Source organism: Mesorhizobium sp. CO1-1-11 (assembly GCF_020164995.1).
In the GTDB taxonomy this organism is placed as follows: Bacteria; Pseudomonadota; Alphaproteobacteria; order Rhizobiales; family Rhizobiaceae; genus Mesorhizobium; species Mesorhizobium australicum.
Genome location: NZ_JAIUHE010000008.1, coordinates 46,187 through 72,713, shown reverse-complemented (window position 1 = coordinate 72,713; position 26,527 = coordinate 46,187). Strand labels below are relative to the sequence as shown.

The 26,527-nt window shown below is 63.7% G+C and carries 22 protein-coding genes; 5 read left to right on the top strand and 17 right to left on the bottom strand.

All coding sequences use genetic code 11. The features are described from left to right. Positions 1-58 precede the first annotated feature (58 nt). A complete protein-coding gene (locus LB554_RS11030; protein ID WP_224584535.1) occupies positions 59-928 on the top strand; it encodes a uracil-DNA glycosylase family protein in 870 nt (289 codons plus the stop codon). A 53-nt stretch (positions 929-981) separates the two neighbouring features. Continuing rightward, on the top strand, positions 982-1,785 hold the full coding sequence (locus LB554_RS11025) for a helix-turn-helix domain-containing protein (RefSeq protein WP_224584533.1): 804 nt from the start codon (positions 982-984) through the stop codon (positions 1,783-1,785). Here the strand turns inward: LB554_RS11025 and LB554_RS11020 are convergent, their stop codons facing one another. Beyond that, positions 1,786-2,751 (bottom strand): DMT family transporter, encoded by a 966-nt coding sequence (locus LB554_RS11020; protein ID WP_224584531.1) that lies wholly within the window; start codon positions 2,749-2,751, stop codon positions 1,786-1,788. A 270-nt stretch (positions 2,752-3,021) separates the two neighbouring features. Here LB554_RS11020 and pepN point away from each other — a divergent pair, with 270 nt between their 5' ends. Next, complete coding sequence (gene pepN / locus LB554_RS11015) at positions 3,022-5,667, top strand: aminopeptidase N (protein WP_224584529.1); 2,646 nt, start codon at positions 3,022-3,024, stop codon at positions 5,665-5,667. 196 nt (positions 5,668-5,863) lie between these two features. Continuing rightward, a complete protein-coding gene (locus LB554_RS11010) occupies positions 5,864-8,185 on the top strand; it encodes a PAS domain-containing sensor histidine kinase (RefSeq protein ID WP_224584526.1) in 2,322 nt (773 codons plus the stop codon). A 46-nt stretch (positions 8,186-8,231) separates the two neighbouring features. On the opposite strand, the gene LB554_RS11005 is transcribed toward LB554_RS11010, so the two are convergent. The 14 genes from LB554_RS11005 to LB554_RS10940 form a co-directional block, all read right to left on the bottom strand. Then, positions 8,232-8,705, bottom strand: a complete 474-nt coding sequence (locus LB554_RS11005; RefSeq protein WP_224584524.1) for a hypothetical protein — start codon at positions 8,703-8,705, stop codon at positions 8,232-8,234. A gap of 50 nt (positions 8,706-8,755) precedes the next feature. Continuing rightward, entirely contained in the window at positions 8,756-11,716 is a 2,961-nt protein-coding gene (locus LB554_RS11000; RefSeq protein WP_224584522.1) for a bifunctional [glutamine synthetase] adenylyltransferase/[glutamine synthetase]-adenylyl-L-tyrosine phosphorylase, read from the bottom strand. After that, positions 11,716-13,191 carry an ATP-binding protein gene (locus LB554_RS10995; RefSeq protein ID WP_140618542.1) on the bottom strand — a complete coding sequence of 492 codons (1,476 nt, stop codon included), beginning with the start codon at positions 13,189-13,191 and terminating at the stop codon, positions 11,716-11,718. The genes LB554_RS11000 and LB554_RS10995 overlap by 1 nt, the downstream gene beginning before the upstream one ends. A gap of 8 nt (positions 13,192-13,199) precedes the next feature. Beyond that, entirely contained in the window at positions 13,200-13,874 is a 675-nt protein-coding gene (locus LB554_RS10990; RefSeq protein ID WP_041163488.1) for a response regulator transcription factor, read from the bottom strand. A 354-nt stretch (positions 13,875-14,228) separates the two neighbouring features. Then, positions 14,229-15,779, bottom strand: coding sequence for a Do family serine endopeptidase (locus tag LB554_RS10985; RefSeq protein ID WP_140618544.1), 1,551 nt, complete (start codon positions 15,777-15,779; stop codon positions 14,229-14,231). Between the two features lie 132 nt (positions 15,780-15,911). Next, on the bottom strand, positions 15,912-16,379 hold the full coding sequence (locus tag LB554_RS10980) for a cytochrome c-type biogenesis protein (RefSeq protein ID WP_224584520.1): 468 nt from the start codon (positions 16,377-16,379) through the stop codon (positions 15,912-15,914). Beyond that, positions 16,376-18,361 (bottom strand): heme lyase CcmF/NrfE family subunit, encoded by a 1,986-nt coding sequence (locus LB554_RS10975; RefSeq protein WP_140663146.1) that lies wholly within the window; start codon positions 18,359-18,361, stop codon positions 16,376-16,378. Before LB554_RS10975 ends, LB554_RS10980 begins: the two co-directional genes overlap by 4 nt. 32 nt (positions 18,362-18,393) lie before the next feature. Next, a complete protein-coding gene (gene ccmE / locus LB554_RS10970) occupies positions 18,394-18,837 on the bottom strand; it encodes a cytochrome c maturation protein CcmE (protein WP_015318623.1) in 444 nt (147 codons plus the stop codon). 8 nt (positions 18,838-18,845) lie between these two features. Further along, positions 18,846-19,982: a c-type cytochrome biogenesis protein CcmI gene (ccmI, locus tag LB554_RS10965; protein ID WP_224584518.1), complete on the bottom strand. Its 1,137-nt coding sequence runs from the start codon at positions 19,980-19,982 to the stop codon at positions 18,846-18,848. 121 nt (positions 19,983-20,103) lie between these two features. Continuing rightward, positions 20,104-20,544 (bottom strand): hypothetical protein, encoded by a 441-nt coding sequence (locus LB554_RS10960; RefSeq protein WP_224584516.1) that lies wholly within the window; start codon positions 20,542-20,544, stop codon positions 20,104-20,106. 186 nt (positions 20,545-20,730) lie between these two features. Then, positions 20,731-22,164: an ATP-binding protein gene (locus LB554_RS10955; protein ID WP_318013202.1), complete on the bottom strand. Its 1,434-nt coding sequence runs from the start codon at positions 22,162-22,164 to the stop codon at positions 20,731-20,733. Next, complete coding sequence (locus tag LB554_RS10950; protein ID WP_015318627.1) at positions 22,148-22,813, bottom strand: response regulator transcription factor; 666 nt, start codon at positions 22,811-22,813, stop codon at positions 22,148-22,150. Before LB554_RS10950 ends, LB554_RS10955 begins: the two co-directional genes overlap by 17 nt. Positions 22,814-22,891: 78 nt before the next feature. Beyond that, positions 22,892-23,191 carry a hypothetical protein gene (locus LB554_RS10945; RefSeq protein WP_140718139.1) on the bottom strand — a complete coding sequence of 100 codons (300 nt, stop codon included), beginning with the start codon at positions 23,189-23,191 and terminating at the stop codon, positions 22,892-22,894. A gap of 168 nt (positions 23,192-23,359) precedes the next feature. After that, complete coding sequence (locus LB554_RS10940) at positions 23,360-23,767, bottom strand: DUF3168 domain-containing protein (RefSeq protein WP_015318629.1); 408 nt, start codon at positions 23,765-23,767, stop codon at positions 23,360-23,362. A 321-nt stretch (positions 23,768-24,088) separates the two neighbouring features. On the opposite strand from LB554_RS10940, the gene LB554_RS10935 reads away from it, so the two are divergent. After that, positions 24,089-24,877, top strand: coding sequence for a 2-keto-4-pentenoate hydratase (locus LB554_RS10935; protein ID WP_224584514.1), 789 nt, complete (start codon positions 24,089-24,091; stop codon positions 24,875-24,877). Here LB554_RS10935 and LB554_RS10930 read toward each other — a convergent pair. Together LB554_RS10930 and LB554_RS10925 are read right to left on the bottom strand one after the other, a co-directional pair. After that, positions 24,874-25,689 carry an ABC transporter permease gene (locus LB554_RS10930; RefSeq protein WP_224584512.1) on the bottom strand — a complete coding sequence of 272 codons (816 nt, stop codon included), beginning with the start codon at positions 25,687-25,689 and terminating at the stop codon, positions 24,874-24,876. The two genes, LB554_RS10935 and LB554_RS10930, sit on opposite strands and share 4 nt — an antisense overlap. After that, positions 25,689-26,522, bottom strand: a complete 834-nt coding sequence (locus LB554_RS10925; RefSeq protein ID WP_224584510.1) for an ABC transporter permease — start codon at positions 26,520-26,522, stop codon at positions 25,689-25,691. The genes LB554_RS10930 and LB554_RS10925 overlap by 1 nt, the downstream gene beginning before the upstream one ends. Between the last annotated feature and the right edge of the window lie 5 nt (positions 26,523-26,527).

Below are 26,527 nucleotides of genomic sequence, written 5' to 3'. Positions count from 1 at the left end.
TGCCGCGACCGACTTCGCCGAGGTTGCAAATTGGTCCCGCCCGGACGATGGTGCGGCCATGACTGCCGCCTCTCCCAACAATCCGGTCGATTTGGCCGATCTGCTCGCCTTCTATGCCAGCGCGGGTGTTGACGAGGCGTTGGAGGATGCGCCGGTCAATCGGTTCGCGGAGGCCGTGCCGAAGCCGGCGGAGCGCACGCCGGCGGCGGCGCCACGCGAAAGCAAGGCACCGGAGCCGGCCACGGGTCCACCGCGCCTCGATGCGCGCGCCTTGCCGGATGCTCCGGCCCCGCGCCCGCCCACCTCGGCCGTGCCCGACGAAGCGCAGGCGGCGCTGGCGCGCCAGCTGGCGACCGCGGCAATGTCGCTGGACGAATTACGCCAGCACATGGCCGCTTTCGAGGGCTGCAATCTCAAGGCGACCGCCAAGAATCTCGTTTTCGCCGACGGCAACCCGCAAGCGGCAGTCATGCTGGTCGGTGAAGCCCCCGGCCGTGACGAGGACATTGAAGGACTGCCCTTCGTCGGCCGCTCGGGCCGCCTGCTCGACCGGATGCTGGCGGCGATCGGCCTCGACCGTAGCTCGGTCTACATCGCCAATGTCATTCCCTGGCGCCCACCCGGCAACCGCACGCCGACGCCGCACGAAACCGAGATCTGCCGGCCGTTCATCGAGCGTCAGATCGAGCTGGTCAATCCCAAGGTGCTGATCAATCTCGGCGGCCCGTCGGCCAAGACCTTGCTCAACACCTCGGAAGGAATCCTGCGGCTGCGCGGCAACTGGCGCATCCACACCACGGGTTCCGGCATTGCCATTCCGGCCATGCCGACACTGCACCCGGCCTATCTCTTGCGCACGCCCGCGCACAAGAAGCTCGCATGGCGGGATTTTCTCGAGGTGAAGGCGAAGCTTAGGGAAGTGAGCTAGCGATGACCTTGCAGGTAATTGAAATACATTCAGCGTCAGCCTAGTCGTCCTGCATGACAGCGCCCCAAACCTCCGCCGGCAGCCTGATCCGCGAATGGCGCACGCGCCGCCGCATGAGCCAGCTCGACCTCGCCCTGGAGGCCGAGATCTCGCAACGGCATCTCTCCTTCGTCGAAAGCGGGCGTGCCGCACCCTCGCGCGACATGGTGCTGCATCTGGCCGAGCAGCTTGCGATCCCACTGCGGCAGCGCAATCAATTGCTGCTGGCCGCGGGCTTCGCGCCGAGCTTCAGCGAACGGTCGCTCACCGACACGACGCTGGCACCGGCAATGGCGGCGGTCGAGATGGTGCTCAAGGGGCATGAGCCGTTTCCGGCATTGGCGGTGGACCGGCACTGGAACCTGGTTGCGGCGAACACGGCGATCGGGCCATTCCTGGCCGATGTTTCCGAGCCCTCTCTGCTCCAGCCACCCGTCAATGTGCTGCGGCTCAGCCTGCACCCAGGTGGTGTGGCACCGCGCATCGTCAACCTCCAGGAATGGCGCACCCACCTGCTCGAACGGCTGAGGCATCAGAACGATGCCGCCGGTGACCCGGTGCTGGTGGCATTGGAGCAAGAGCTTCGCGGCTACCCCTCTGGCCTGCAGAGCAGCCGGCCGGCGCCGGTCGAGCCGAATGCGATCGTGCATCCGCTGCGGCTTGCCCATGGCGATACGGTGCTTTCCTTCATCAGCACCATCACCGTGTTTGGCACGCCACTGGATGTCACCCTTTCGGAACTGGCGATCGAATCCTTTTTCCCGGCCGATGAGCAGACACGGGCGATGCTGGTACGCTTGGCGAAGGAACGGGCCTGATCACCCTTGCGGCAAGGCCGCCTTACGGGTGCGCGTCCGCTCCAGACCCAGCTGCCGTTCGCGCCAGATGATGAAGATGCCGGCGGCGACCACGATCACGCCACCGACCAGCGTGGCGGGCGAGGTCACGTCGCCGAAAACGAAATAGCCGACCACGACGCCGAGGATCATCGAGGTGTATTCGAAAGGCGCCACGACCGAGGCTTCGGCATGACGGTAGGCCGCGGTCATCAAGATCTGGCCGAGGCCGCCACAAAAGCCGGCGACGATGAGCAACGTGGCTTGTATTGGCGTCAGCGATTGCCAGCCGAAGGGCAGCGTCAGCAGCGAGAGCACGCTCGCCGTCGACGAGAACCATAGCACGATGGTCGCCGTCTTCTCCGTCTGCACGAGATTGCGCACCAACAGCATGGCGATAGCCGAGATTGCCGCGGCCGCCAGCGCGGCCATGACGCCCAGGACCTCCTGGTCGTCGAGACCTTCATCCGAATTGAGCAGCGTCAGTTCCGGCCAGGAAATGACGAGCACGCCAATGAGGCCGATCGCGACAGCGCTCCAGCGATAGACGCGGATCGTCTCGCCAAGGAAGACCGACGAGAACACCACGACCAGCAGCGGCTGTGCATAGTTCAGGGTGATCGCCTCGGGAAGAGGCAGCCTGGTGAGCGCGAAAAAGCCGAGCCCCATGGCACCGACGCCGACGACGCCACGCGCGACGTGGTTGAAGGGACGTTTCGTGACGAATGCCGTGGCCAGATGTCCCTTCAACGTCAGGAAGACAATGATCGGGAAGATGGCGAAGAAGGAACGGAAGAAGACGATCTGCCCGGCAGGCACATCGCCCGCCGCCTTGATACAGGTTTGCATGCCGACAAAAACCGCCACGGAGACGATCTTCAGCACGATGCCTCTCAGCGTGCCGTGGCCGCCCGTCGTCTCTGGTTGCGCCCCCGCTCCTGATGTCACTTTGGCAATGCGTCTCTGCCCGCGGTCGAGGACACGTTGCGGTTCTCGAAATGGCAGAACGGGAAATTGTCGGGGCGCCGAACGAAAGCGCCCATCCCGAATTTCGGTGTGACGGCCGTCATGACTGCCTCGCGACAAGGAAAGGATGACCTGAATTAGGCCCTGCCGCAGTTTTGTCGAGGGAGTGTTTCGTGTAAAGAGCGCGGACTTCGAATTTTTGGACCGGTCAGATCATGTCCGGTCCCCGGAAAAGACAGGAAAAGCCAGGGAATGCGCACCGATACCGGCCAGGTCTTCAAACTCGAGGACTATCGCCCCAGCGACTACCTCATTCCGGAAACCCACCTTGAATTCCGTCTTTCGCCGCAGGCAACGGTCATCACCGCGATACTGACCGTCGAACGCCGCGAGGACATATCCACGTCGGCTCCGCTGGTGCTCGACGGCGATGGGTTGACGCTCAAACGCGTCGAGGTCGACGGCAAGGTGGTGAGACCGGCGGATCTGCTGGCGAGCCCCGACCAACTGACCCTGCTCAAACCGCCGGCGGCACCTCGTTTCCAACTGCTGATCGAAACCGAACTGGCCCCAGCCGGCAACGAGGCCTTGATGGGCCTTTACCGATCGAACAACGTGTACTGCACGCAATGTGAGGCGGAGGGTTTTCGCCGCATCACCTATTTCCTCGACCGCCCCGATATCCTGTCCGTCTACACGGTGCGCATCGAGGCGCGACGCGACGAAGCGCCGCTGCTCCTGTCGAACGGCAATCCGGTCGAGAGCGGCGATCTCGCCGAAGGCTGGCACTACGCCACATGGCACGACCCCTTCCCCAAACCATCCTATTTGTTCGCGCTGGTGGCCGGCAATCTCGGCCAGGTCGCCGACAATTTCGTCACCATGTCCGGCCGCAAGGTCGAGCTCGGCATCTATGTCGAGCCCGGCAAGGAGGCGCTCGCCGGCTACGCCATGGACGCGCTGAAGCGGTCGATGCAATGGGACGAGGAGGCGTTTGGCCGCGAGTACGACCTCGACGTCTTCAACATCGTCGCCGTGTCGGACTTCAACATGGGCGCGATGGAGAATAAGGGTCTCAACATCTTCAACGACAAATACGTGCTGGCCGACCAGGAGACGGCGACGGACGCCGATTTCGCCAATATCGAGGCGATCATCGCGCATGAATATTTCCACAATTGGACAGGCAACAGAATCACTTGCCGCGACTGGTTCCAGCTTTGCCTGAAGGAAGGGCTGACGGTCTTCCGCGATCATGAATTCTCCGCCGACCAGCGCTCGCGCGCGGTCAAGCGTATAGCCGAGGTGCGCACGCTGCGGGCCCACCAGTTTCCCGAGGACCAGGGCCCGCTGGCGCATCCCGTGCGGCCGCGCCGCTACCGCGAGATCAACAATTTCTATACGGCGACGGTCTACGAGAAAGGCTCCGAAGTGGTGCGCATGATCCGCACCATTCTCGGAGCCGAGGTCTTTCGCGCCGGCATGGACCTTTATTTCGAACGCCACGACGGCGAGGCCGCGACCATCGAGGATTTCATAAAGGTGTTCGAGGACGCGTCCGGCCGCGACCTGTCGCAATTCGCGCTATGGTATCATCAGGCGGGCACACCCAACCTGACGGTAAGTTCGACGCACAATCCGGCCGCACAGGAATTCACGCTTGAGATCGAGCAGTCGGTGCCGCCGACCCCCTCCGAAAGCCGCAAGCGGCTGATGCATATCCCGCTCGCCTTCGGCCTGATCGGCGCCGGCGGCAAACCTGTCGCGTATAGCGGCGTCGAGGGCGCCAACGTCGAGGACGGCGTCATCCATGTCCGCAAGCGTCGCCATGTGGTGCGTTTCTCGGGCGTGGCCGAGCGCCCGGCGGTGTCGCTCAACCGTGGCTTTTCGGCGCCGGTGACGCTGTCGGCCGAGCAGAAGGCGGCCGACCAGTACTTCCTCGCCCGCCATGACAGCGACGCCTTCTCGCGCTGGCAGGCCTTCAACACGCTGTTGACCGATGCTCTGATCGCTGCCTTCCGCCAGATCCTTGGCGGCAAACAGCCGGACTTCGCCCCACGGCTGACCGAGCTTGCCGGCAGCATCGCCAGCGACGAGACGCTGGAGCCAGCCTATCGGGCCCTGGCCCTGGCGCTGCCTGGAGACGCCGACATCGCCCGCGACATCGGCAAGAACATCGATCCCGACGCCATCCATGCGGCCCGACAGGCGCTTGCGCTGGCGATCGGCATGGCCAATGGCGAGGCATTTTCCGGCCTCTACGACAGCCTTGCCGACAAGAGCGCTTTCAGCCCCGACGCGGCGAGTGCCGGACGGCGTGCCTTGCGCAACATTCTGCTGGATTATCTCTCGCTGCTGCCAGGTGGAGCGGCGTTGGCGGCCGGGCATTTCCAGTCCGCGAGCAACATGACCGACCGGGCGGCCGCATTGGCCGTGCTCGCGCATCGCCACCACGGATCGCCGGAGGCAAGCAAGGCGCTGGCGGCTTTCGAACAGACATATGCGTCGGACCCGCTGGTGATGGACAAATGGTTCCAGATACAGGCCAGCGTGCCTGGGCCGCAGGCGGTGGAGACGGTTCGCGCCCTGACCGCTCATGCCGGCTTCTCGATGGGCAATCCGAACCGGGTGCGCTCGTTGATCGGCACATTCTCCAGCGCCAACCAGACCGGCTTTCACCGCGCCGACGGCGAAGGCTACCGCTTCTTCGCACGAACGGTGCTCGAGGTTGAAAAGCGCAATCCGCAAGTGGCGGCAAGGCTGGCGACGGCGCTCAGGTCATGGCGCTCGCTCGAACCGGGCAGGCAAGCCCAGGCTCGGGAAGTGCTGGTTTCGATCGCCAATGCCGAAAACCTATCGGCGGATCTGCGCGACATCGTCGAGCGCACGTTGGCTTAGGCGCTCCCGCCTTCTTCCCTGCGGAAGAAGGCCGGGTTCTAAAAGCCCATTATTTTAGTCGATTTTTAATCTTTTTTCGCCCGACCACTGGACAAGGCGAATCACCTTTGATTCTTTAATGGCGATTCGGAAGTGCGGTGTTGCCGGATCACCAGCACATAGAAATGCGGCATACTGAAATCGGGGAGTGCCATTTATGGCAAAGGCGGACGCGTGGGGCGCGCCCGGTGGGATGGTTTTTGCGCGTCGGGAGACGCGCGGCGACGGCCTTGCCGGGAATACGCGGCTCATTGCCGAACCCGCCTACAAGCGGCTTCTGGCGGCCGAACCGCTGCTGCGCCGGTCGATACCGGCCCTCATCGTCATCTTCCTGCTCGTCATCGCGGCGCTGCGTGTAATCTCGCTGATGAACGAGCGCGACGACGTGGAGCGCGATGCCAAGGCTATCCTGACGCTAGCCGCCGCGCAGCTCGCCAGTTCGCTCGCCACCACATCGGACACGCTGCCGGGCGCCACCCAGGACCTGCTGGAGACCACCAGCCGCCAGGGCGCCATGGGCCGCAGCCATGTGCTGGTCATCACCGACAGCGCCTTCAGGATCACCGCGGTGACGCCGCGTTCGGCGCCCTGGCAAGGCCATTCGCTCGACGGCCTCGTCCAGGGCGGCCAACCTCTGTTCATGTTCGGCGACCGGGCTGGCGTCATGGAGGTCAACATCGGCGGGCAGGACTGGTACGCGGCGGTCAGCCTGAGCAAGGACAGGAAGGGAGCCGCGGCGGCGCTCGTCCCCCAAGAGGCGGTCTTCGACACGTGGCGCAAGACCGTGTCGCTCAACGTCACCCTGTTTGTGCTGACGGCCGGCGTGCTGATCATCATCCTCTACGCCTATTTCGGACAGGCGGCGCGCGCGCAGGCAGCCGACCGCATCTATGTCGAAGCGCATCAGCGTATCGACATGGCGCTGGTCCGCGGCCGCTGCGGCCTGTGGGACTGGGACATGGTGCGCGGCAAGATGTACTGGTCACGCTCGATGTACGACATGCTCGGCTATGAGCCCTGCGAGACGATGCTGTCCTTCGGCGAGGTCGACGAGATCATCCATCCCGAGGATGGCGACCTGTTCGAACTCGCCAACAGGATCGTCGCGCGCGAGATCGACCACATCGACCAGGTGTTCCGGATGCGGCATGCCGATGGCCAGTGGGTGTGGATGCGCGCCCGCGCCCAGGTCATGGACCCGGAAGCGCCGGAGATCCAGCTCATCGGCATCGCCGTCGACGTCACCGAGCAGCGCCATCTGGCGCTGCGCTCCGAAGCGGCCGATCTTCGCCTCAGGACCGCGATCGAGAACATCAATGAATCCTTTGTGCTGTGGGATTCGGCTCAAAACTTGATCATGTGCAATTCCAAATACCAGCAGGACAATGGGCTCTCGGACCGCGACGTGATGCCAGGTGTGACGCGGGCTTCCCTGGAAGAACGTATGCTGGCCTTCGCTTCGGAGCGCCGGCTCGCCAATACCAACGGTCCGCAGGGCGGCGCCACGTTCGAGCGGCAGCTGTCCGACGGCCGCTGGCTGCAGGTCAACGAGCTCAGGACCAGGGACGGTGGCATCGTCTCGGTCGGGTCCGATATCACCCAGATCAAATTGCACCAGGAGAAACTCGTCGACAGCGAACGCCGGCTGATGGCGACGATCCATGATCTCAGCCTCGCCCGCCGGGCCGAAGAGGAACGGGCGCGCGAACTGGTCGACCTCAACCGCAAATACATGAAGGAAACCGAGCGCGCCGAAGCGGCGAACCGGGCCAAATCCGAATTCCTGGCCAACATGTCGCATGAACTGCGCACACCGCTCAACGCCATCATCGGCTTCTCCGAACTGATGGAACAGAGGCTGTTCGGTCCGTTGGGCTCGGAGCGCTACGAGGAGTACGCCACCGACATCAACAGCAGCGGCAAATATCTGCTCGGCGTCATCAACGACATTCTCGACATGTCCAAGATCGAAGCCGGCCAGTTCTCGCTGGACCAGGAACAGATCGACCTCGGTCCGCTGATCAGCGAGACGGTGCGTGTCGTCTCTCTGCAGGCGGCGCAGAAGGCGATCACCGTGGAAACGCGCATTGCCGACGCCTTGACTTTGTTTGCCGATCGCCGGGCGATCAAGCAGATCGTCATCAATCTTCTGTCCAACGCGGTGAAATTCACCGGCCAGGGCGGCCACATATCGGTCAGGGCCCGCAACACGTCAGGCGCGCTGGTGCTGACGATCGAGGACAATGGCTGCGGTATCCCGAAGGAAGCCCTCGGCAAGCTGGGGCGCCCCTTCGAGCAGGTGCAGAACCAGTTTTCCAAGAACCATGCCGGCTCCGGCCTTGGCCTTGCCATTTCGCGCTCGCTTGCCGAGTTGCAAGGCGGTGCACTGAAGATCCGCTCGACCGAAAGTGTCGGCACGATCGTATCGGTGCGCATTCCCGTGAAGAACGCGCCAACAGCGGTCAAGGCCGCGGCCTGAGCGGCAGGCTCCGGTCGACGACCTCGGTGTCCGTATCAACCAAATCTTACTGCACGCCGCCTTCGTTGCCTTCGCCATCCCATTGACGGTCGTCGCGCCCGTCCTTCGGCAGTTCGCCCTTCTCGATCTTGCCGTCATTGTTCTTGTCGAGCATCGCAAAAAGCTTCTTTTCGCGGCCGGTGATGTCATCCGATGTCAGTGTGCCGTCGCCCTTGCTGTCGTAACGGGCGATGATGCGCCTGGCCATGCGTTCGAAGCGCGCCTTCTCCAGCGCCTCGGCGAGTTGAGCGACAGTCAGCTTGCCGCCATTGTCAGCGACAAGCTTCTTGAGCCGCGCGTCCATGACATCGGAGAACTGGTCGAAGGTGATTTTGCCGTCATTGTCCTTCATCGCCTTTTCGAGCCGCATCATGGTGCGCTCACGCACGTTGGCGCTGTCGAGGTTCTCGGCATAGGCCGCGCCGCCGACGGCTCCGGCCAGGGCGATGTATGCAAGTGCGAGCTTGGTTGTCTTTCTCATGGTTTTCTCCTGTTGCATCGTCACCCCCGATGCGGCCGAACGGTCGTTGGTCACGACCCTCCGGCACGAAGCAGAAGGTCGAAATCCTTCCTGACCTTTTGCGACGTCTCCTTGAGATGTGCTTCCAGCACACCGAAATCCGGCAGGTCGGTGACCGCCAGAAGCAGATCCGAAAGCCCCGGCGGAACGTCGTCACGTTCGAATGGTCCGGTGAGGCACAGCCGCGTCATCTGGGTCAGTGCCAGATAAAGGGAGTAAGCCTCGCCAAGGTCCTGCCGGATCACGGCATTGGCGAAACGGGGCGTCAGACGAGACAGGATCTCGGCCGTACCGGTGGCGCGTGGCCCGGCCTCGACCTGCCCAGTGATGACAGCCACCTGGGCGATGAATTCGAGATCGATCAGACCGCCCGGTATGAGCTTGATGTCCCACAGGTCGCGGGGCGGTTTTTCCTGCTGAATCATGGCGCGCATGTCGGAAGCTTCGGTTTTCACCTTCGCCGCGTCGCGCGGCTGGCCGAGCAGCGCGGCGACTTCCGTTTCCACCTCGGCGCAGAGGTCGGAGTGGCCGGCAATCGGCCGCGCCCGCGACAGCGCCATGTGTTCCCACGTCCAGGCTTCCTGGCGCTGGTATTTCTTGAAGGCATCGATATGGGTGGCGACCGGTCCCTTGTTGCCGGACGGCCGCAAACGCAGGTCGAGCTCGTAAAGCACCCCCTCCGCCGTCGGCGCCGATACCGCGGATATCAGCCGTTGTGTCATGCGGGTGTAGTAGTGCGACGGCGCCAGCGGCTTTTCACCATCGGAGTCCTCGGCGTCCGCGTCGTGATCGTAAAGCAGGATGAGATCGACATCCGATCCGGCTGTCAATTCGCGGCTGCCGAGCTTGCCCATGCCGAGCAGCGAAACTGCGCCACCGGCGATCGTGCCGTGGCGCACCGCGAATTCGGCGATCACCGCTTGCAACGCCGCCGCAATGGTCAGGTCCGCCAGATCGGAGAAAGCGCGGCCGGCGCGAGCTGGGTCGATCGAGCCCGCGAGCAGCCGCACACCGATGAGGAATTTCTGTTCGGAAGCAAATATGCGTAAGCGATCGAGCACGTCCTCATAGGCCCTGTCGCCCTCGAGAAAGGCGGAAAGCCGCCCCGAGAGATAGGCGCGGTCTGGCAGCTCGGTCAGCAATGCCGGGTCGAGCAAGCCGTCGAAGACATGCGGCCGGCGAGTGATGATGGCCGCCAGCCTTGGTGCCGCGCCCATGATCGTCGCCATCAGCTTGAGCAGTGCGGGATTCGACTGCAGCAGCGAAAACAGCTGGATGCCGGCCGGCAGGCCGGCGAGGAACTCGTCGAAACGGACCAGCGCCTCGTCGGCCCGGCGCGTCTGGCCAAAGGCCTTGAGCAGTGCCGGCGTCAGTTCCGTCAGCCGCTCGCGCGCCTCCGCCGACTGGGTGACGCGATAGCGGCCGAAATGCCAGCCGCGGATGACACGGCAGATATCGCTCGGCCGCTGAAAGCCGATGCCGTGCAGGGTCTGCAGCGTGTCCGGGTCGTCGACGTCACCGGTGAAGACCAGGTTGCCGATGCCGGCCGAAAGCTCGGGCGCGGTTTCGAACAGCGCCGCATAGTGGCGCTCGACCTGCTGCAGCGAGGCACGGAAGGCCCCGGCGAACGCGGCGGCGTCGGCGAAGCCCAGCATGCGGGCGATGCGCTCCAGCCCTTCATTGTCTTCCGGCAGCGTGTGCATCTGCTCGTCGGCCACCATCTGGATGGCGTGTTCGACCCGGCGCAGGAACCAGTACTGGAGGGCGAGTGCGTCTCTTGCGTCCGATGTGATCCAGCCTCGGGCCGCGAGCTGACCGAGCATCGGCACGGTTTCGCGGCCGCGCAGCTCCGGAAAGCGGCCGCCGGCGATGAGCTGCTGGGTCTGGACGAAGAACTCGATCTCGCGGATGCCGCCGCGCCCGAGCTTGACGTTGTGCCCCTTCACCGCGATCTCGCCATGGCCCTTATGGGCATGAATCTGGCGCTTGATCGAATGGACGTCGGCAATCGCCGCGTAATCCATGTATTTGCGCCAGATATAGGGCTGGAGCTCCTTGAGGAAGGCATCGCCCGCGGCGAGATCGCCGGCCACCGGGCGGGCCTTGATCATCGCGGCACGCTCCCAGTTCTGGCCGCGCGCTTCGTAGTAGCGAAGCGCGGCTTCAACCGGGATAGCCAGCGGGGTGGAGCCGGGATCGGGACGCAACCTCAGATCGGTGCGGAAGACATAGCCGTGCTCGGTGCGGTCCTGCAGGATGCGAACCAGCCGGCGCGTCAGGCGTGAGAACAGGTCGGTGGCGTCGAGAGGATCGACCACGGCGGGTGCCTCCGGATCGAAGAACACGACGAGGTCGATGTCGGAGGAGAAGTTCAGCTCATGCGCGCCGAGCTTGCCCATGCCGAGCAGGATCCAGCCCGATCGATGCGAGGGGTTGTCGAGGTCGGGCAGCTTGAGCTTGCCCTGGCCATGCGCGTCACGCAGCAGGAAATCGACTGCCGCGCGGGTGCAGGCGTCGGCGAGATCGCTCAACCGCCTTACGGTCAGCGAGGTTTCGGCTTCGCCCGAAAGATCGGCGAGCGCGATCAGGAAATGTGCCTCTGCCTTATGCCGGCGCAGCGCCATCATCAGGCCGGATTCCGAGACCGTTTCGGCCAGCGGCGCCTGGTCGATCGCGGCGGTGATCGCCTTCAGACGGGCCTCTATCGGCAGGTCGAACAGCCCGTCCAGGATTTGCGGCCGGCGGCGCGCCGTGTCGCGCAGGAATGGCGAAAGGTCGAAGACAGCGGCGAGGAGATCCTGCGCCTTGCCTTTGCCGGCCAGGAATTTGGCCACCCGTGTCAGCCCCTCTTCGCGCGCTGCATCCGCGATTTCGGCCAGCTCCTGTCGTGCCCGGGCTGCGTCGAGCGGGACAAGCGGGGTTTCCAGGCTGAGCAGCCAGTCTGTCTTGCTCCGCTTGGCGACGGCCGCCATCAGTGATCCTCGCGTGCCGGGAAACTCATGACCACGGATAGTCCTGGATTGCCAGGCAGCAGGTCAAGCCGGCCGTAATGGAATGTCATGACCGCCTTGGCGAGACTGAGGCCAAGGCCGGAACCAGGCTGCGAACGGCTCTTCTCCAGCCGCACGAAGCGCTCCGTCGCCCGGGCGCGATCGGCGTCGTCGGGAATGCCCTGGCCATTGTCCGTGACGGAAAGCCTGATCTCGCCATGCGTGCGTTCGAGCTTTACACGGACCGCCGGCTTGGACGTCGAATCGGTCGAGTACTTGATCGCATTGTCGACGATGTTGGAGAGCGCCTGGCCGATCAGCTCGCGGTTGCCGTCGACGACAAAAGCACCATTCACCTCGGCGTCCAGCGAAACGCCAGCCTCCTCGGCCACCGGCTCATAGAGTTCGACGACATCACGGACGGCCACCGCCAGATCGACGCGGCTGGTGTGCTCGGAAGAATAGCCCGCCTCCAGGCGGGAGATCATCAGGATGGCGTTGAAGGTCTTTATCAACTGGTCGGACTCGGCGATGGTGCCTTCCAGCGCCTGTCGATAGTCCGATGTCTTCTGCTTGCCGGAAAGCGTCGCTTCGGCCCGGTTGCGCAGCCGGGTCAGCGGCGTCTTGAGGTCATGCGCGATGTTGTCGGAAACCTGCTTGAGGCCTTCGTTGAGCGTGGCGATCCTGGCCAGCATGGCGTTGAGGTTTTCCGAAAGCCGATCGAACTCGTCGCCGGCGCCGGTTACCGGCAGCCGGCCGGAGAGATCCCCGCCCATGATGCGCCGGCTTGCCTCCGATACGCCATCGATACGCTTCAGCGCCGCGCGGCCGACAAAGAACCAGATCAGGATGCCACCCAGGGCCATCATGCCGAGCGCCAGCATCAGCGAACGGCGGATGACGGCACGGAACCGCTCTGGTTCCCCGAGATCGCGGCCGACCAGCATGATCATCTGGTTCGGCAGCCGCAGCACCAGGGCAATGGCGTTGTGGCCCTTCTCGCCCTGCGCTTGCGTGTCGCTCTGGTCGGGCTGTGCGGTCCCCTTGTCGGCAGGCAAGTTGCGTAGACGGTCGAGTTCTCCCTCGCCAAAGCGCTGATAGGAAAAAGGGCTGGTGGTCCAGCCTTCGTTTTCGAGAACGCCCGGCTCGAGGCTCTGCACGTTACCGGTCAGGATCTGGCCGTTGGCATCGGCGATCAGATAGAGATTGGCGCCGGGCTGCCGCGAGCGGGCCTCGACCACGCGGACCAATACGGGAAGGCCACCGCGCTGATAGGCGCGGGCAAGGCCGAGCACCTCGTCGTTGATGGTCTCCTGCGTCTGCCCGGTCAGCATGCGCGCCGAGAGCGAAGTCATATAGAGGACGAGCAGCACCGCGCAGAGCGCGAAGAGCAAGAGATAGAGCGCCGAAAGCCGCGCGGCCGTCGTCTTCATGATGGCGGGCACGGAAAGCGCCATGCCGCCGCCTAGCCGCCCTTCAGCATGTAGCCGGCGCCGCGAACGGTATGCAGGATCGGCTTGTCGAAGCCCTTTTCGATCTTGCCGCGCAGCCGAGAGACGTGGACGTCGATGACATTGGTCTGCGGATCGAAATGATAGTCCCAGACATTTTCGAGCAGCATCGTGCGCGTCACAACCTGGCCGGCATGGCGCATGAGATATTCGAGCAGGCGGAATTCGCGTGGCTGGAGCGTGATCTCACGGCCCGCCCGGCGGACAGAATGCGATAGCCTGTCGAGTTCAAGATCGCCAACCCGGTAGACGGTCTCGGCCTCCTTGGCGCTGGCGCGTCGGTTGAGCACCTCGACACGAGCCAGAAGTTCGGAAAAGGCATAGGGCTTGGTCAGGTAATCGTCACCGCCGGCGCGCAGGCCGGTGACCCGGTCATCGACTTCGCCCAGCGCCGAAAGGATGAGCACCGGCGTCGTGTTGCCCCTGGAGCGGAGGGCGGCAATAACCGACAGGCCGTCGCGGCGCGGCATCATCCGATCGATGACCATCACATCGTAGTCACCCGCATCGGCAAGCGCGAAGCCGGTCTCGCCGTCACCCGCAACATGCGCGGTATGACCGGCTTCGGTGAAGGCTTTCTGCAGATAATCCGCAGCCTCGCGATCGTCTTCTATGACGAGAATCTTCATAGGGCCGTTATACGCGATTTCGCTTGAAGGTTGAGTAGCCGGCATCTGCATTTTAGCCTTTGCCAAAGCGCATCGCGATCAAGACGATCGAGAGCGTACGCGATAAAATCTTTGTTCCGTGGCGTCATTAGGCCGAACATACCAGTTCCCGGTCATGTCGTTACCTGCAACCCGGGACCAACCGGCATCGGGCACGAGGGCCTGAGTGGGCAGCCACATACGGGCGCGGGGGGGGGCGATGGGAAGCCCGCTGCCGCTGAAGGAGAGCGCGATGACTGACTAACGGGCTCTCCTTCTTACTTTCCCCATGCGGCGACTCGGGGGTGTTGAAACCGCCGCATTGGAAAAGTCGTCTCAGCCCTTGGCCACCGGCACCGCGACGAAGCGGTTGTTGTCGTCACGGGTGATTTGCATCAGCACCGCCTTGCGTCCGGATTTGACCGCATCGGCCATGGCCTTGGTGACGTCTTCGGTGCCATTGACCTCCGCCGAGTTGACCGCGGTGATGACGTCGCCCGGCTGGATGCCGCGATCGGCGGCGGCGCTGTCGGGGTCGACGTCTGTCACCACCAGACCCTTGCCGTTTTCAGACTTGGTGACGGTGAGACCGAGATCGGCCAGCGTGTCAGGCTTTGCCGGAGCAGCAGGCTGCTGTTGCTGGTCGTTCGAGGCCTGCTTGTCGCTCGCCGGCAGTTTGCCGAGATCGACCTTGACCGTCTGGCTCTTGCCGTCGCGCCAGACCGTGACATCAACAGACTTGCCGGGCGAATAGGCGCCGATCAGGCGGGCGAGCTCCTTCGGCGACGCAACGTCCTTGCCGTCGACCTGGGTGATCACGTCGCCGGCTGATATGCCGGCCTTCTTGCCGGGGCCGTCGTCCTGGGCGCTCGAAACCAACGCGCCGTTGTTGGACTTCAGGCCGAGCGATTCGGCGATGTCGGAGGTGACCGGCTGGATTTCGACGCCGAGCCAGCCACGCTGCACCGCACCGCTCTTCATCAGGTCCCCGACGACCTGCTTGGCGGTCGAGGCCGGAATGTCGAAGGCGATGCCGACGCTGCCGCCGGAAGGCGAGAAGATGGCGGTGTTGATGCCGACCACCTGGCCGTTGAGGTTGAAGGTCGGGCCGCCTGAATTGCCGCGGTTGACCGAGGCGTCGATCTGGAGGAAATCGTCATAGGGGCCGGCGCCGATATCGCGGCCGCGCGCCGAGACGATGCCCGCGGTCACGGTGCCGCCGAGACCGAACGGATTGCCGACAGCCACGACCCAGTCCCCGACACGAACCTTGGAATCGTCGGCGAAGTCGACATAGGTGAACTTGCCGCCACCATCGACCTTGAGCACGGCGAGATCGGTGCGCGGATCGGTGCCGACCAGCTTGGCGTCGAGTTCCTTGCCGTCATTGGTCACAACGGTGAAGGCGGTGCCCTCTTCGACGACGTGGTTGTTGGTGACGAGGTAACCGTCTTCGGAGATGAAGAAGCCGGAGCCCTGCGCTACCGGGCGCGGCTCGCCGTTGTTGCGGTCGCGATGTCCGAAGCGACGATGACCTTCGTCGTTCTGGCCGCCCTGGTCACCAAAGCCGCGGAATTCCTTAAAGAAACGACGCAGCTGCGGATTGTTGGGAAGATTGTCGAGGCCGTCCTGATCGTCGGAGCCATCATCGGCGGTCGGCTGGATCTTGGCCTTGACCTTGACGCTGACCACGGCTGGCGACACACGCTCCACGACATCGGCGAAGCTCGGAACCTGCGGGGCCTCGACGCGCACGGCGTCAGCGAGAACGGGGCTGGTTCCGCTGGTCAGCGCGCCAACGCCGATCGCACCGGCGACCGCGATAGACGCGGCAGCAGCCAGAAGACGCTTGCGTGTGCGAAAATATGAATCGGGGGCAATATTCATGGATCTCTTATCCTCTTTCAAGCGGACGCGCCTTGATCGGCATCCTCAAGGAACGAGAATTAGGGAAGCGCACATTACGACGCCATTTCCGGCACATGAAACTTTGGTAATGTTGGCGGGCGACGGCAGCCGTCAGTCGCGGCGGAGGATCGCGTCCAATGCGGCCCGCTCTTCGACCGAAAGCGCTGCCGTTGCCGGAAGCCGGCGCGACCGCGCACTGAGCACTATAAACACGCCGCCGGCCAGAAGCAGGAGAACCGGCGTGCCCCACAGCAGCGCGTTGCGCAGATCGAAGCGTGGCTTCAGCAGCACGAACTCGCCGTAACGCGAAACCACATAATCCATCACCTGCCGGTCGGTATCGCCCGCGACAAGGCGTTGTCGCACCAGGATACGCAGGTCCCTGGCAAGGTCCGCATCGGATTCGTCGATCGACTGGTTCTGGCAGACCATGCAGCGCAGGCCTTCCGACAGCGCCCGCGCCCGCGCCTCGAGTGCCGGGTCGGCCAGCATCTCGTCGGGCTTCACCGCCATTGCCGTTCCGGCGAAGAACAACGCCAGCAACAGGACTATCGACGTCAACGAATGCCTTGCCCTCATGGCATGCCCGCCGGCGCCACCGCCTGCTTGCGACGGCGCGAAGGCGCGCCGACCCGCAGGCGCCTGTCCATAAGCGACATCGCCGCACCCGCCATCATCACCAGGCCGCCGCCCCAGATCAGCGTTACCAGCGGCTTCCACCACAGACGCACCACTACCGAGCCGTCCTTGCCCTCGTCGCCGAGCGAAATGTAGAGCTGGGAAAGGCCAATAGTCTTGATGCCGGACTCCGTCGTCGTCATCTGCCGCACCGGATAGAAACGCTTGGCGGAGCTGACTTCACCGACAGGGCTGCCGCTGACGCCGATCAGCTCGAAACGCCCGCGATCCTCGCTGTAGTTCGGTCCCTGCGCAGGATAGAGCCCGACGAACCGCACCGTGCGGCCGGAGATTTCGACGGTTTCACCGGCATGCATGGACAGGATCTTCTCCGTCCCGAAGCAGAGCGTGCCAACAATGCCGAGCACGGTCAGGCCGAGGCCAAGATGCGCGAAAGCAGTCCCGAAGACCGAGCGTGGCAAACCAACCAGACGCCTGACCATTGTCGGCGCGGCGACATTGCCGACCCCCGCCTTGGTGGCGAGGTCGGTCAGCGCGCCGAGGATCAGCCAGACGCCGAGGCCGACGCCAAGCGCGGCAAGCACCGAAGCGCCGTCGATGAACAGGACCGTAACCAGCGTCGCAAGAAGTGCGGCCGCGAACGCGGCCATCAGCCGCTGCGCAACACCGAAGACATCGCCGCGCTTCCAGGCCAGCAGCGGCCCAAAGGGAACCATCACGAGCAGCGGCACCATCAGCGGCGCGAAGGTAAGGTTGAAGAACGGCGCTCCGACCGAAATCTTGTCGGCCGAAAAAGCCTCGACCGCCAGCGGATAGAGCGTGCCGACGAGCACCGTGGCGGTCGCCGTGGTCAGGAATAGATTGTTGAGGACGAGCGCGCCTTCACGCGAAACCGGATGGAAGAGGCCGCCTGCCGTCAGCTTCGAGGCGCGCAGCGCAAACAGCGCCAGCGAGCCACCGATGAACAGCGTCAGGATGCACAGGATAAAGACGCCACGCGTCGGATCGGTGGCAAAGGCGTGGACGGAAGTCAGGACGCCCGAACGCACCAGGAAGGTGCCGAGCAGCGACAGCGAGAAGGTGAGGATGGCGAGCAGCAGCGTCCAGATCTTCAACGCCGAGCGCTTTTCCATGACGATGGCCGAATGCAGCAGCGCGGTGCCAGCCAGCCACGGCATGAAGGAAGCGTTCTCGACCGGATCCCAGAACCAGAAACCGCCCCAGCCGAGTTCGTAATAGGCCCAATACGATCCCATGGCGATGCCGCCGGTCAGGAACATCCAGGCGACCAGCGTCCATGGCCGCACCCAGCGCGCCCAGGAGGCATCGATGCGACCCTCGATGAGGGCGGCGACCGAGAAGGAAAAGCAGATCGAGAAGCCGACATAACCGAGATAGAGCATCGGCGGGTGAATGGCGAGGCCAAGATCCTGCAGGATCGGGTTGAGATCGCGGCCTTCGATGGGCGCCGGATTGAGCCGGATGAAGGGATTGGAGGTCACTAGGATGAACAGGAAGAATGCAGCGCCAATAGCGCCCTGCACGGCGAGCACATTGGCGCGCAGCGTCGCCGGCAAGTTGGAGCCGAAAGCGGCCACAAGCGCGCCGAAGAAGGTCAGGATCAGCACCCAGAGCAGCATCGAACCTTCGTGATTGCCCCAGGTTCCAGTGATCTTGTAGATCAGCGGCTGCAGCGAATGCGAGTTCTCCCAGACGTTCGCCAGGGAAAAATCAGAGCTTGCATAGGCGCTCGCAAGGGCCGCGAAGGACAGCGCCGTCAACGCGAAACCGGTCACTGCGACCGGACCGCCGACCGCCATCAGGCGCTGGTTGTTCAGCCTCGCGCCAAACAGCGGCACGATCGTCTGCACCAGTGAAAGCGCGAACGCCAGAACCAAGGCGAAATGTCCGGTTTCAACCATTCGCGCGGCTCACACTTGCTCTTCCGCCAGAGTCACTCACTCTTGCTCTCCTGCCAGACGCCCTTGGCCTTCAGGCCGTCGGCTACTTCCTTGGGCATATAGCGCTCGTCGTGCTTGGCCAGAACGCTGTCGGCGACAAAGACGCCGTCGGGGCCGAAGGTACCCTCGGTGATGACACCCTGCTCTTCGCGGAAAAGGTCGGGCAAGATGCCGGTATAAGTCACCTTGACCGATTTGTGGGTGTCGGTGACCGAAAAGGCAACCGTTGCGCCCTGGCCGCGCTGGATGGTGCCTTTTTCGACCAAACCGCCGAGCCTGATGCGCTGGCCCGGCTGAACGCTGGCGGTGGTCAGATCGGCCGGCATGTAGAAATAGGACGCCTTCTGGCCAAGCGCATAAAAGGTCAGCCCGGTGGCGGCACCCAGAAAAACCAATCCGCCCGCGATCACCGACAATCGTTTCTGCTTGCGCGTCATACCCAATTCTACTCCGTCGCCGTCAGGCCGAGCGAGGCGGCAAAGGCGGTGAATTTCTTGGCTTCGTCACTATCGGCGCCAAAGACCGCAATGGCGCGGCCCAGCGCATCGCGCGCCTGATCGGCCTTGCCCAGCACGACATAGGAACGAACCAGCCGCATCCATCCTTCCGGGTCGCGCGGATTTTGACGAAGTTTGTCGTCCAGGCCGGCGACCATGGTGTTGATCATGGCTTCCCTGTCCTGCTGCGACATGGAGGACGCCGCGTCGACATCGGCGGCATCGGGGCCTTTCGCGGTCGTGCCGGAGGCGACTTCCGGGCCGCCGGATTTGGCCAGCGCCTGTTCGACAGCGCCGCGCCACGGCGAATCCGGCGGCAGCGTACCAAGCATAGCCTGCCAGGCCGCGGCCGCTTCCTTGCCACGACCCTCCTGCGCCAGTGCCATGGCCAGATAGAAACCGGCTTTCGCATTGGCCGGGTCAAGCTTCAAGGCCGCCTCGAAGGCATCCTGGGCATCGGCCGAAACAATGCCGCCCGCCGCACCGGCGATCGCCTCGCCGAGACCGGCCTGACGGACAGCGCTGTCGCCGTCGAGGCGAATGGCGTTGCGGTAGGCCGCCGCGGCGTCGGCAAAGCGCTGTATGCGCAGATAGACCGGCGCCAGCACGTCCCAGCCCCTGCCGTCGGAAGGATTGGCGGCAAGATGGGCCTCGGCGCGCGCCACCAGCTCATCGACCGAACTGTCGGCGGGATTCTTGGCCAACCGCTCACTGAGCGGCTGCGACGGCAGGTCAGGCGAGCCGATCTGACTGTAGAGCCCCCAACTGACCAACGGAACCGCCAGCACCGCAACGGTCGCGACAAGCCGTACGGTGCCCGATGACCTGCCGGACGCCTTGGCCGCCATATCCGCGTTGCCCAGGCGAAGGATGCGGCGGGCGATCTCGGCGCGCGCCTCGGCCGCTTCAGCGGGCCCGATCAAACCGCGCCCGGCATCGCGGTCGAGTTCGGACAGTTGATCGCGATAGACTTCCAGATCGTGATCGCCGCTCGATGATGCGCCCTTGGAGGCACCAGCCAACGGCAAAAGCACCGCCAGGCTGGCGCCCAGCGTGAGAATTGCGGCTATGACCCAGAACAGCATGGTTCTTCCAATAACGGCAGAGCCCTGCCCTGCCAACACAGGCATCCTGCGACGCTTTGACGGCACGCGCCGAATGTCGCGATCGAAATCCACCGGCCGGATCGCAACGAGACCCGGCTGGCTAGGTCAATGGCGTCCAACTGCCGTCGGCATTGCGGCAGGCTGTTCCGTGCGCCGTGACGCTGGCGCCGCCCGTGAACACCGTCTGCGTGTATTGGCGGCAATCCTGCGAACCGACGCGGTAAGGCTGGGCAGGGACGACCTCGCCATAGCGTGAGGCCTGATCGCCCTTCCAGGTCACCTTCTGGCCGCTGGTGTTGTATTCGAGCGCCTTGTATTCGGCCTCGAGCGCGCTGCGCTTCTCCATGTCGCTCAGACCGTTGCCGATCGACCCGCCAATGAGGCCGCCGCCCATGGCGGAGATGATCGACTTGGTAACGACCTTGCCGCCGGCCGGAGGCGTCGAGGCCGGTGTCGCCGCCACGGTCGGACCCTTGCCGCTCAAGGTGGTGCAGCCCGACACGGCCAGCAATGCGGAAACAAGCGCGACGCGAATCTTCATGCCAACAACCGGTTTTCTTGAGTTGGAGCCTGCCATGGATGCGCCGGGGGCCGCGTCATCGGAGAAGTAGGCGTGGCCATAGTGTTGATATTTGTCGGAAATTTGGCCACTGGCGGCTGCTCTGGGGTCAATCGATATGCCGCCACAATATGCGCCTTCCATTGCTGCCGATTGGCCTGGGTAGCATTACTGCAGGCTCCGCAATCGCACCGTCGCCTTCAGTCCGCCCATGCCGGACCGCTCGAGTGCCAGGACGCCTCCATACTCGTTGACGAGATCGGCGACAATGGCAAGGCCCAGGCCTGTCCCAGGCTTGGTCTCATCGAGGCGCCGCCCTCGCTTCAGCGCTTCACGGGCTTTGTCCTCGGGAATACCCGGTCCGTCGTCCTCGATGCTGATCTCGAACAGGCTCTCATCCTTGCCGGCGAAGGGCACGACCGAGATCGCGACAGCACTCCTTGCCCATTTCACCGCATTTTCGAGAAGATTGCCAAGCAGTTCCTCGAGGTCCTCGCGTTCGCCGGCAAAGACGATCTCGGTGGCCGGCAGCGACAGCGACAGGCTGGTCCGCGGGTTCAGCTTCTGCAAAACGCGCAGCATGCGCTGCACCAGCGGTGCCACCGGCGTGCGATAGACGACGCTGTCGCGCTGTGCCGCGACGCGGGCACGCTGCAGGTAATGGTCGATCTGCTTTTGCATGGAGGCGGCCTGCTCGGCGATCAACTGTCCCTTGGCGCCGCCAAGCGCCCGGCCCTCGTTGAGCAGAACGGCAAGCGGTGTCTTCAAGGAATGGGCGAGGTTGCCGACCTGGGTCCGAGAACGCTCGACGATGCGTTTGTTGTTTTCTATCAAGGCGTTGGTTTCGTTGGCTAACGGTTCGATCTCGGCCGGGAAGCGGCCGTCGAGCCTCTGTGCGGTGCCCTCGCGCACCATGGCGAGTGCGTTCCGGACCCTGCGCAACGGCTGCAGCCCGAGCAGGATGGCGATGGCGTTGATGGCGATCATGCCGATTCCGAACAGGCTGAGATAGGTCAGCAGGCGGCGCTGGAACGTTGCTATTTCCTGCTCCAACTCGGTCTTGTTGCCCATGACGCGGAAGCGCGCGGCGCGGTTCTTCGCGTCGAGAACGAATTCGCTCTCGAACACGACCAGCTCCTCGCCATTGATGCCTTGCGCGGCATAGCTGCGCTGGAAATTGGCGTTGAAGGGAACATCCGCCACGTCCGGCGACGGGATGGTCCGGGTCATGGACGACGAGTGAAGATCGCCGTGAACGCCTTCCGAGGCGGGCTCGACGGACCAGTACCAGCCCGAATTCGGTTCCGAGAAACGGAGATCGCCAAGATCGGGGGAGCCGGTCAACGCGCCGCTGTCGGAGATGCCGATGGAGCCGATCAGGTTGAACAGATGCGCCGACAATAGACTGTCGAAGCCCCGCTCGCTGGCCTGCCGGTAGAGCGTTGTGATCAGGGTGAAGATGACGACCAGGGTCAGGATCGCCCACACGGTGGAGAAGGCGATGACGCGGAACGTCAGCGATCGCGGCCACGCGCGCAGCGAGAGCCGTCTGCCCACGGTCGGGTTGGTGGGGAGCGGTTCCGCCTTACGCCTCCGGCTCACGCATGCGGTAGCCCATGCCGCGTACGGTTTCGATCATGTCGATGCCCATCTTCTTGCGCAATCGTCCGACAAAGACCTCGATGGTGTTGGAATCGCGGTCGAAGTCCTGGTCGTAGAGATGCTCAACCAGTTCGGTGCGCGAAACGACCTCGCCCATGTGGTGCATCAGATAGGCAAGCAGCCGGAATTCGTGCGAGGTCAATTTCAGCGGCACGCCGTTGACATCGGCCTTCGAAGCCTTGGTGTCGAGACGCAGCGGCCCGCAGGTCAGTTCCGACGAGGCGTGGCCGGCCGCGCGGCGGATCAGGGCCCTGACGCGCGCCAGCACCTCCTCGATGTGGAACGGCTTGGTGACGTAGTCGTCGGCGCCGGCGTCGATGCCGGAGACCTTGTCGCTCCAGCGGTCACGCGCGGTCAGGATCAGCACCGGCATCTTGCGGCCGCCGCGACGCCAGCGCTCGACCACGCTGATGCCGTCCATCTGCGGCAGGCCGATGTCGAGCACAACGGCATCGTAAGGCTCTGTGTCGCCGAGGAAATGGCCCTCCTCGCCGTCGAAGGCACGATCGACGACATAGCCGGCATCGACCAGCGCATCCGAGATCTGCCGGTTGAGATCCTTGTCATCCTCGACGACGAGTACGCGCATACGGGGACCAATGCCTGTTGATTGAAGATTTCAGATATAGGCCGATTCCGCCGGCCTGGGAAACGGAGGGAAGAGCGGTCAGTTCTGCGGAACGACGATTTCGGAGCGGCGCGGACGTTGTCCGTCCTTGCCGGGCACGAGCACGACGATGACGCAGACCGGCTGGCCGCCACGCGTCGATGCCGAAGCCTTGGCGAGCGTTCCGCCATTCTGCTGAGCCACCTGCTGACCGATCGCATAGCAGTCGGATGCAGCCAGGACGATCGGGCTGGCCTGGTTGGGCTCGATGACCGGTATCGCCATTGCCTGCGACGCAAACAGCCCGGCGGCACTAAGCGCCAGGGTCGCGGTTCGGAAATGGGAGCGAAGCGTTTTCATGACCCGCGTTGTAACGCATCGGTGCTGAACGTGAAATGAACAGTGAACGGCCCTGAAACCATGCTCGCCACACCCCTGCAACGCGAGACAGACATCTTGGATTTCACCGCCCCCCAGTGAAACCCGCGAAAGCAGTCTAGACTCCGTTTCGGTGATATTGAAAGTGCGTCAGGCGTTTTCCTGCGTCAGCGCACGGAATCGCAGCAGGCCATGGTGGACAAGGAGTTCCTCATCGTAACGCGCCTCGCTGAATTCCAGCGACAGCCGCGTCTGGCCACGCGGGCCTATAACCAACACCGCTCCGGCAAGCCGCGCCTTGATGGCATCCATGATCGCCCGCGTCTCGGCCTCGCCATGCGCCTTCGACCAGACATGCAGCGTGATCAGCTGGTCGTCGTTGTTCTCGGCGCCGGTGTCCCAGTCAAAGGCAGAAGTCTGGCCTGAAGTCACATAGGGAAAGGCGACGTTGTCGGTTGCCCGCTCGAGCAGTCCGGCGCCACCCAGCAGCGCCGACAGCGACGCATCGCTTTTCAATCTTAGAAACAGGGCCTGCTGCAAATCGCCGGGCGCGGTCATCGTCCATTTCCTCAAGCCGTTGCGCCACCGACAATGCTTTTCCAAAGCCTGCCCATGTCCGCATCCCTTCTCAGATATAGCGGTTCGCCACGCGAAGACGATGGCGATTCGTCATCGGAATGATGAACGCCGATGATCTCGAAAATACGACTTGCCGACAATCTCGTCAGCCGGCGCGGTAGGGCCTGGCAAATTGACCATGAGCTTGCCTCTGATTGTCTGGTCACGCGATTTCCCCCATATAGGCTGGTCCACACGATGGAATGTTCCTTGCCGGCTTGGCCGGACAGAGGGGCATGTTCCCGATTTCCGGAGCTGACCATGCTCGATCCAGAAAAGGCCAGGGCCGCGTCACGTCTGCTGGTAGGCCATTGGGACAATGGCACCCATCTCGACGCCATACCCGAGGAACTGCGGCCGAAAACGCGCACCGAAGGTTACGCCATCCAGTCGCATGTCATGGAGCATTCGGCGGCCCCGCTTTTCGGCTGGAAGATCGCGGCAACCAGCCTGGCCGGTCAAAGGCATATCAACGTCAACGGCCCGATGGCCGGGCGTCTGCTCGCCGAAAAAGCGGTCGAGGTCGGCGGGATCGTCTCGCTGGCGACGAGCAAGATGCGGGTCGCCGAGGTCGAATTCGCATTCCGTTTCGGCCGCCGGATCCCACCTCGCGCGGCACCTTTTGAAATCGCTGAAGTCATGGGCGCCGTGGCGACCCTGCATCCGGCGATCGAAATACCGGACTCACGATATGATGATTTCTGCGCTGTCGGCGCGCCGCAGCTGATCGCGGACAATGCCTGCGCCAATCTGTTTGTCATCGGCCAGCCTGCCGAAGACGATTGGCGCGACGTGAACCTCGCGGAGTACCCGGTGACCGGTCTCGTTTCGGGTAAGTCGCGGCACGACGGAACGGGCGCGGCTGTCCTCGGCGACCCGCGCATCGCCCTGACATGGCTGGTCAATGAGCTATCGGGGCTTGGCATAGCGCTCCAACCGGGACAAGTGGTGATCACCGGAACTTGCGTGACACCGATCAGCGTCGCCGCCGGTGACGAAGTCATTGGCGATTTGGGCAGGTTCGGCAAAGTCTCGGTGCGGTTCGTCTAGACCGGCTTGCTACCCCGGTTCAGCCTGACCACGACGCTCCTCACCGCCAGAACCAGCACGGTGATGATGATCAAAATCACCGACAGGGCGGCGATCGCCGGGTCGATGTTGTCACGTAGTCCCATCCACATCAGGCGCGGCAGCGTGATGGCGTTGACCGAGGTGATGAACAAAGTGACGCCGATCTCTTCCCAGGACAGCACGAAGGACAACAGCGCCGCGGTGACGATGCCGAACTTGATGTTAGGCATGATGACACGCGTGGCGCGCTCCCAGACACTTGCGCCAAGCCCCCGCGCGGCAAGGTCGATGCGTCGGTCTAGCTGGCTGAGCGAGACCAGGATCAGCACCGTCGCGAATGGCACCGTCATAACCGAATGCGCCATGGCAACGCCGAGCCAGGTATCGTAGCCGAGGAAGGAGCTGACGCCCGAGATCGAGGTGAGCAGGAAGTAGAGCGTGACCGCCGAAACCACCGGCGGCACCACCATCGGCAGCAGCACGAAGCCGACCAGGGTCGCGGTGAAGCGCGGCTGGAACATCCAGGCGCCGAGGCTGAAGCAGAGCGCCAGCACAGTTGAAATGGCGCTGCTGACGATGCCGATGCGGATCGAAAGCAGGATCGACTGGAGCCAGCGCGGATCCTCGATCAACGATCGGTAGTGGCGCAACGACAATTCGCCCGTCGGCATCGCCAGCATGCGGCTCGGCGTCAGCGACACGGGGATGACGGCCAGCAGCGGCAACAGCAGGAACAGCGCCACCAGGGCGGCGATAACCAGCGAGACAGGACCGGGGCGATAAGTCGGCATCAGATCAGCTGCTTCGGTCTGACATAACGAAACAAGAGCGCCATCAGTGCGCCGACGAACAGTACCAGCACGACGCTGATCGCAGCCCCCAGCCCCCAGTCCGGGCTCTGGAATATCCTGAGATAGATCAGTTCGGCGATCATCACGCTGCGCCCGCCGCCGAGAATCGCCGGCGTGACGAAGAAACCGAGCGAGAAGACGAACACGATCATCGCGGAGCCGATAATGCCGGAGCGCGTCATCGGCACGAACACCGTCCAGAAGGTGCGCATGCGGCTGGAGCCGAGGCCGCGCGCGGCGAGCAGAACACGCTCGTCAAGGCTGCGCATGGCGGACGCCAGCGGAAAGACAGCAAAAGGAATGAGGAAATGCGTCATGCCGACAATGACGCCGAATTCGTTGCGTACCAAAGTCAGCGGTTCGGAGATAAAACCGATCAACTGCAGCCAGGTGTTGATCAGGCCGCGATTGGACAGCAGCGCCACCCAGCCGAAGGCGCGTGTCAGCACCGAGATCCAGAACGGCACCAGGATGCAGAATTCGGCGATGAGGCGCTGCGCCGGGCTGCCGCGAACCCAGACGACCGTGATGGCATAGGCGGCGGCGACCGACACAATAGTGACGATGGCGGCGATGCGCAGCGTGCGGATGAACACCGACTGGACCAGATCGTCGGTGAGCAATGCCTCGTACTGACCAAGCCCAGGCGTCGGCAAGGTGAAGCTCCACTTCACCACGCCGAGAAATGGCCAGGCATAGGCGAGGCCGAGAAAAAGGAGCAGCGGCGCCATCAACAGCGCCGCGCCCATCCTGTCAGAGAGAACGCCTCTCATGTCAG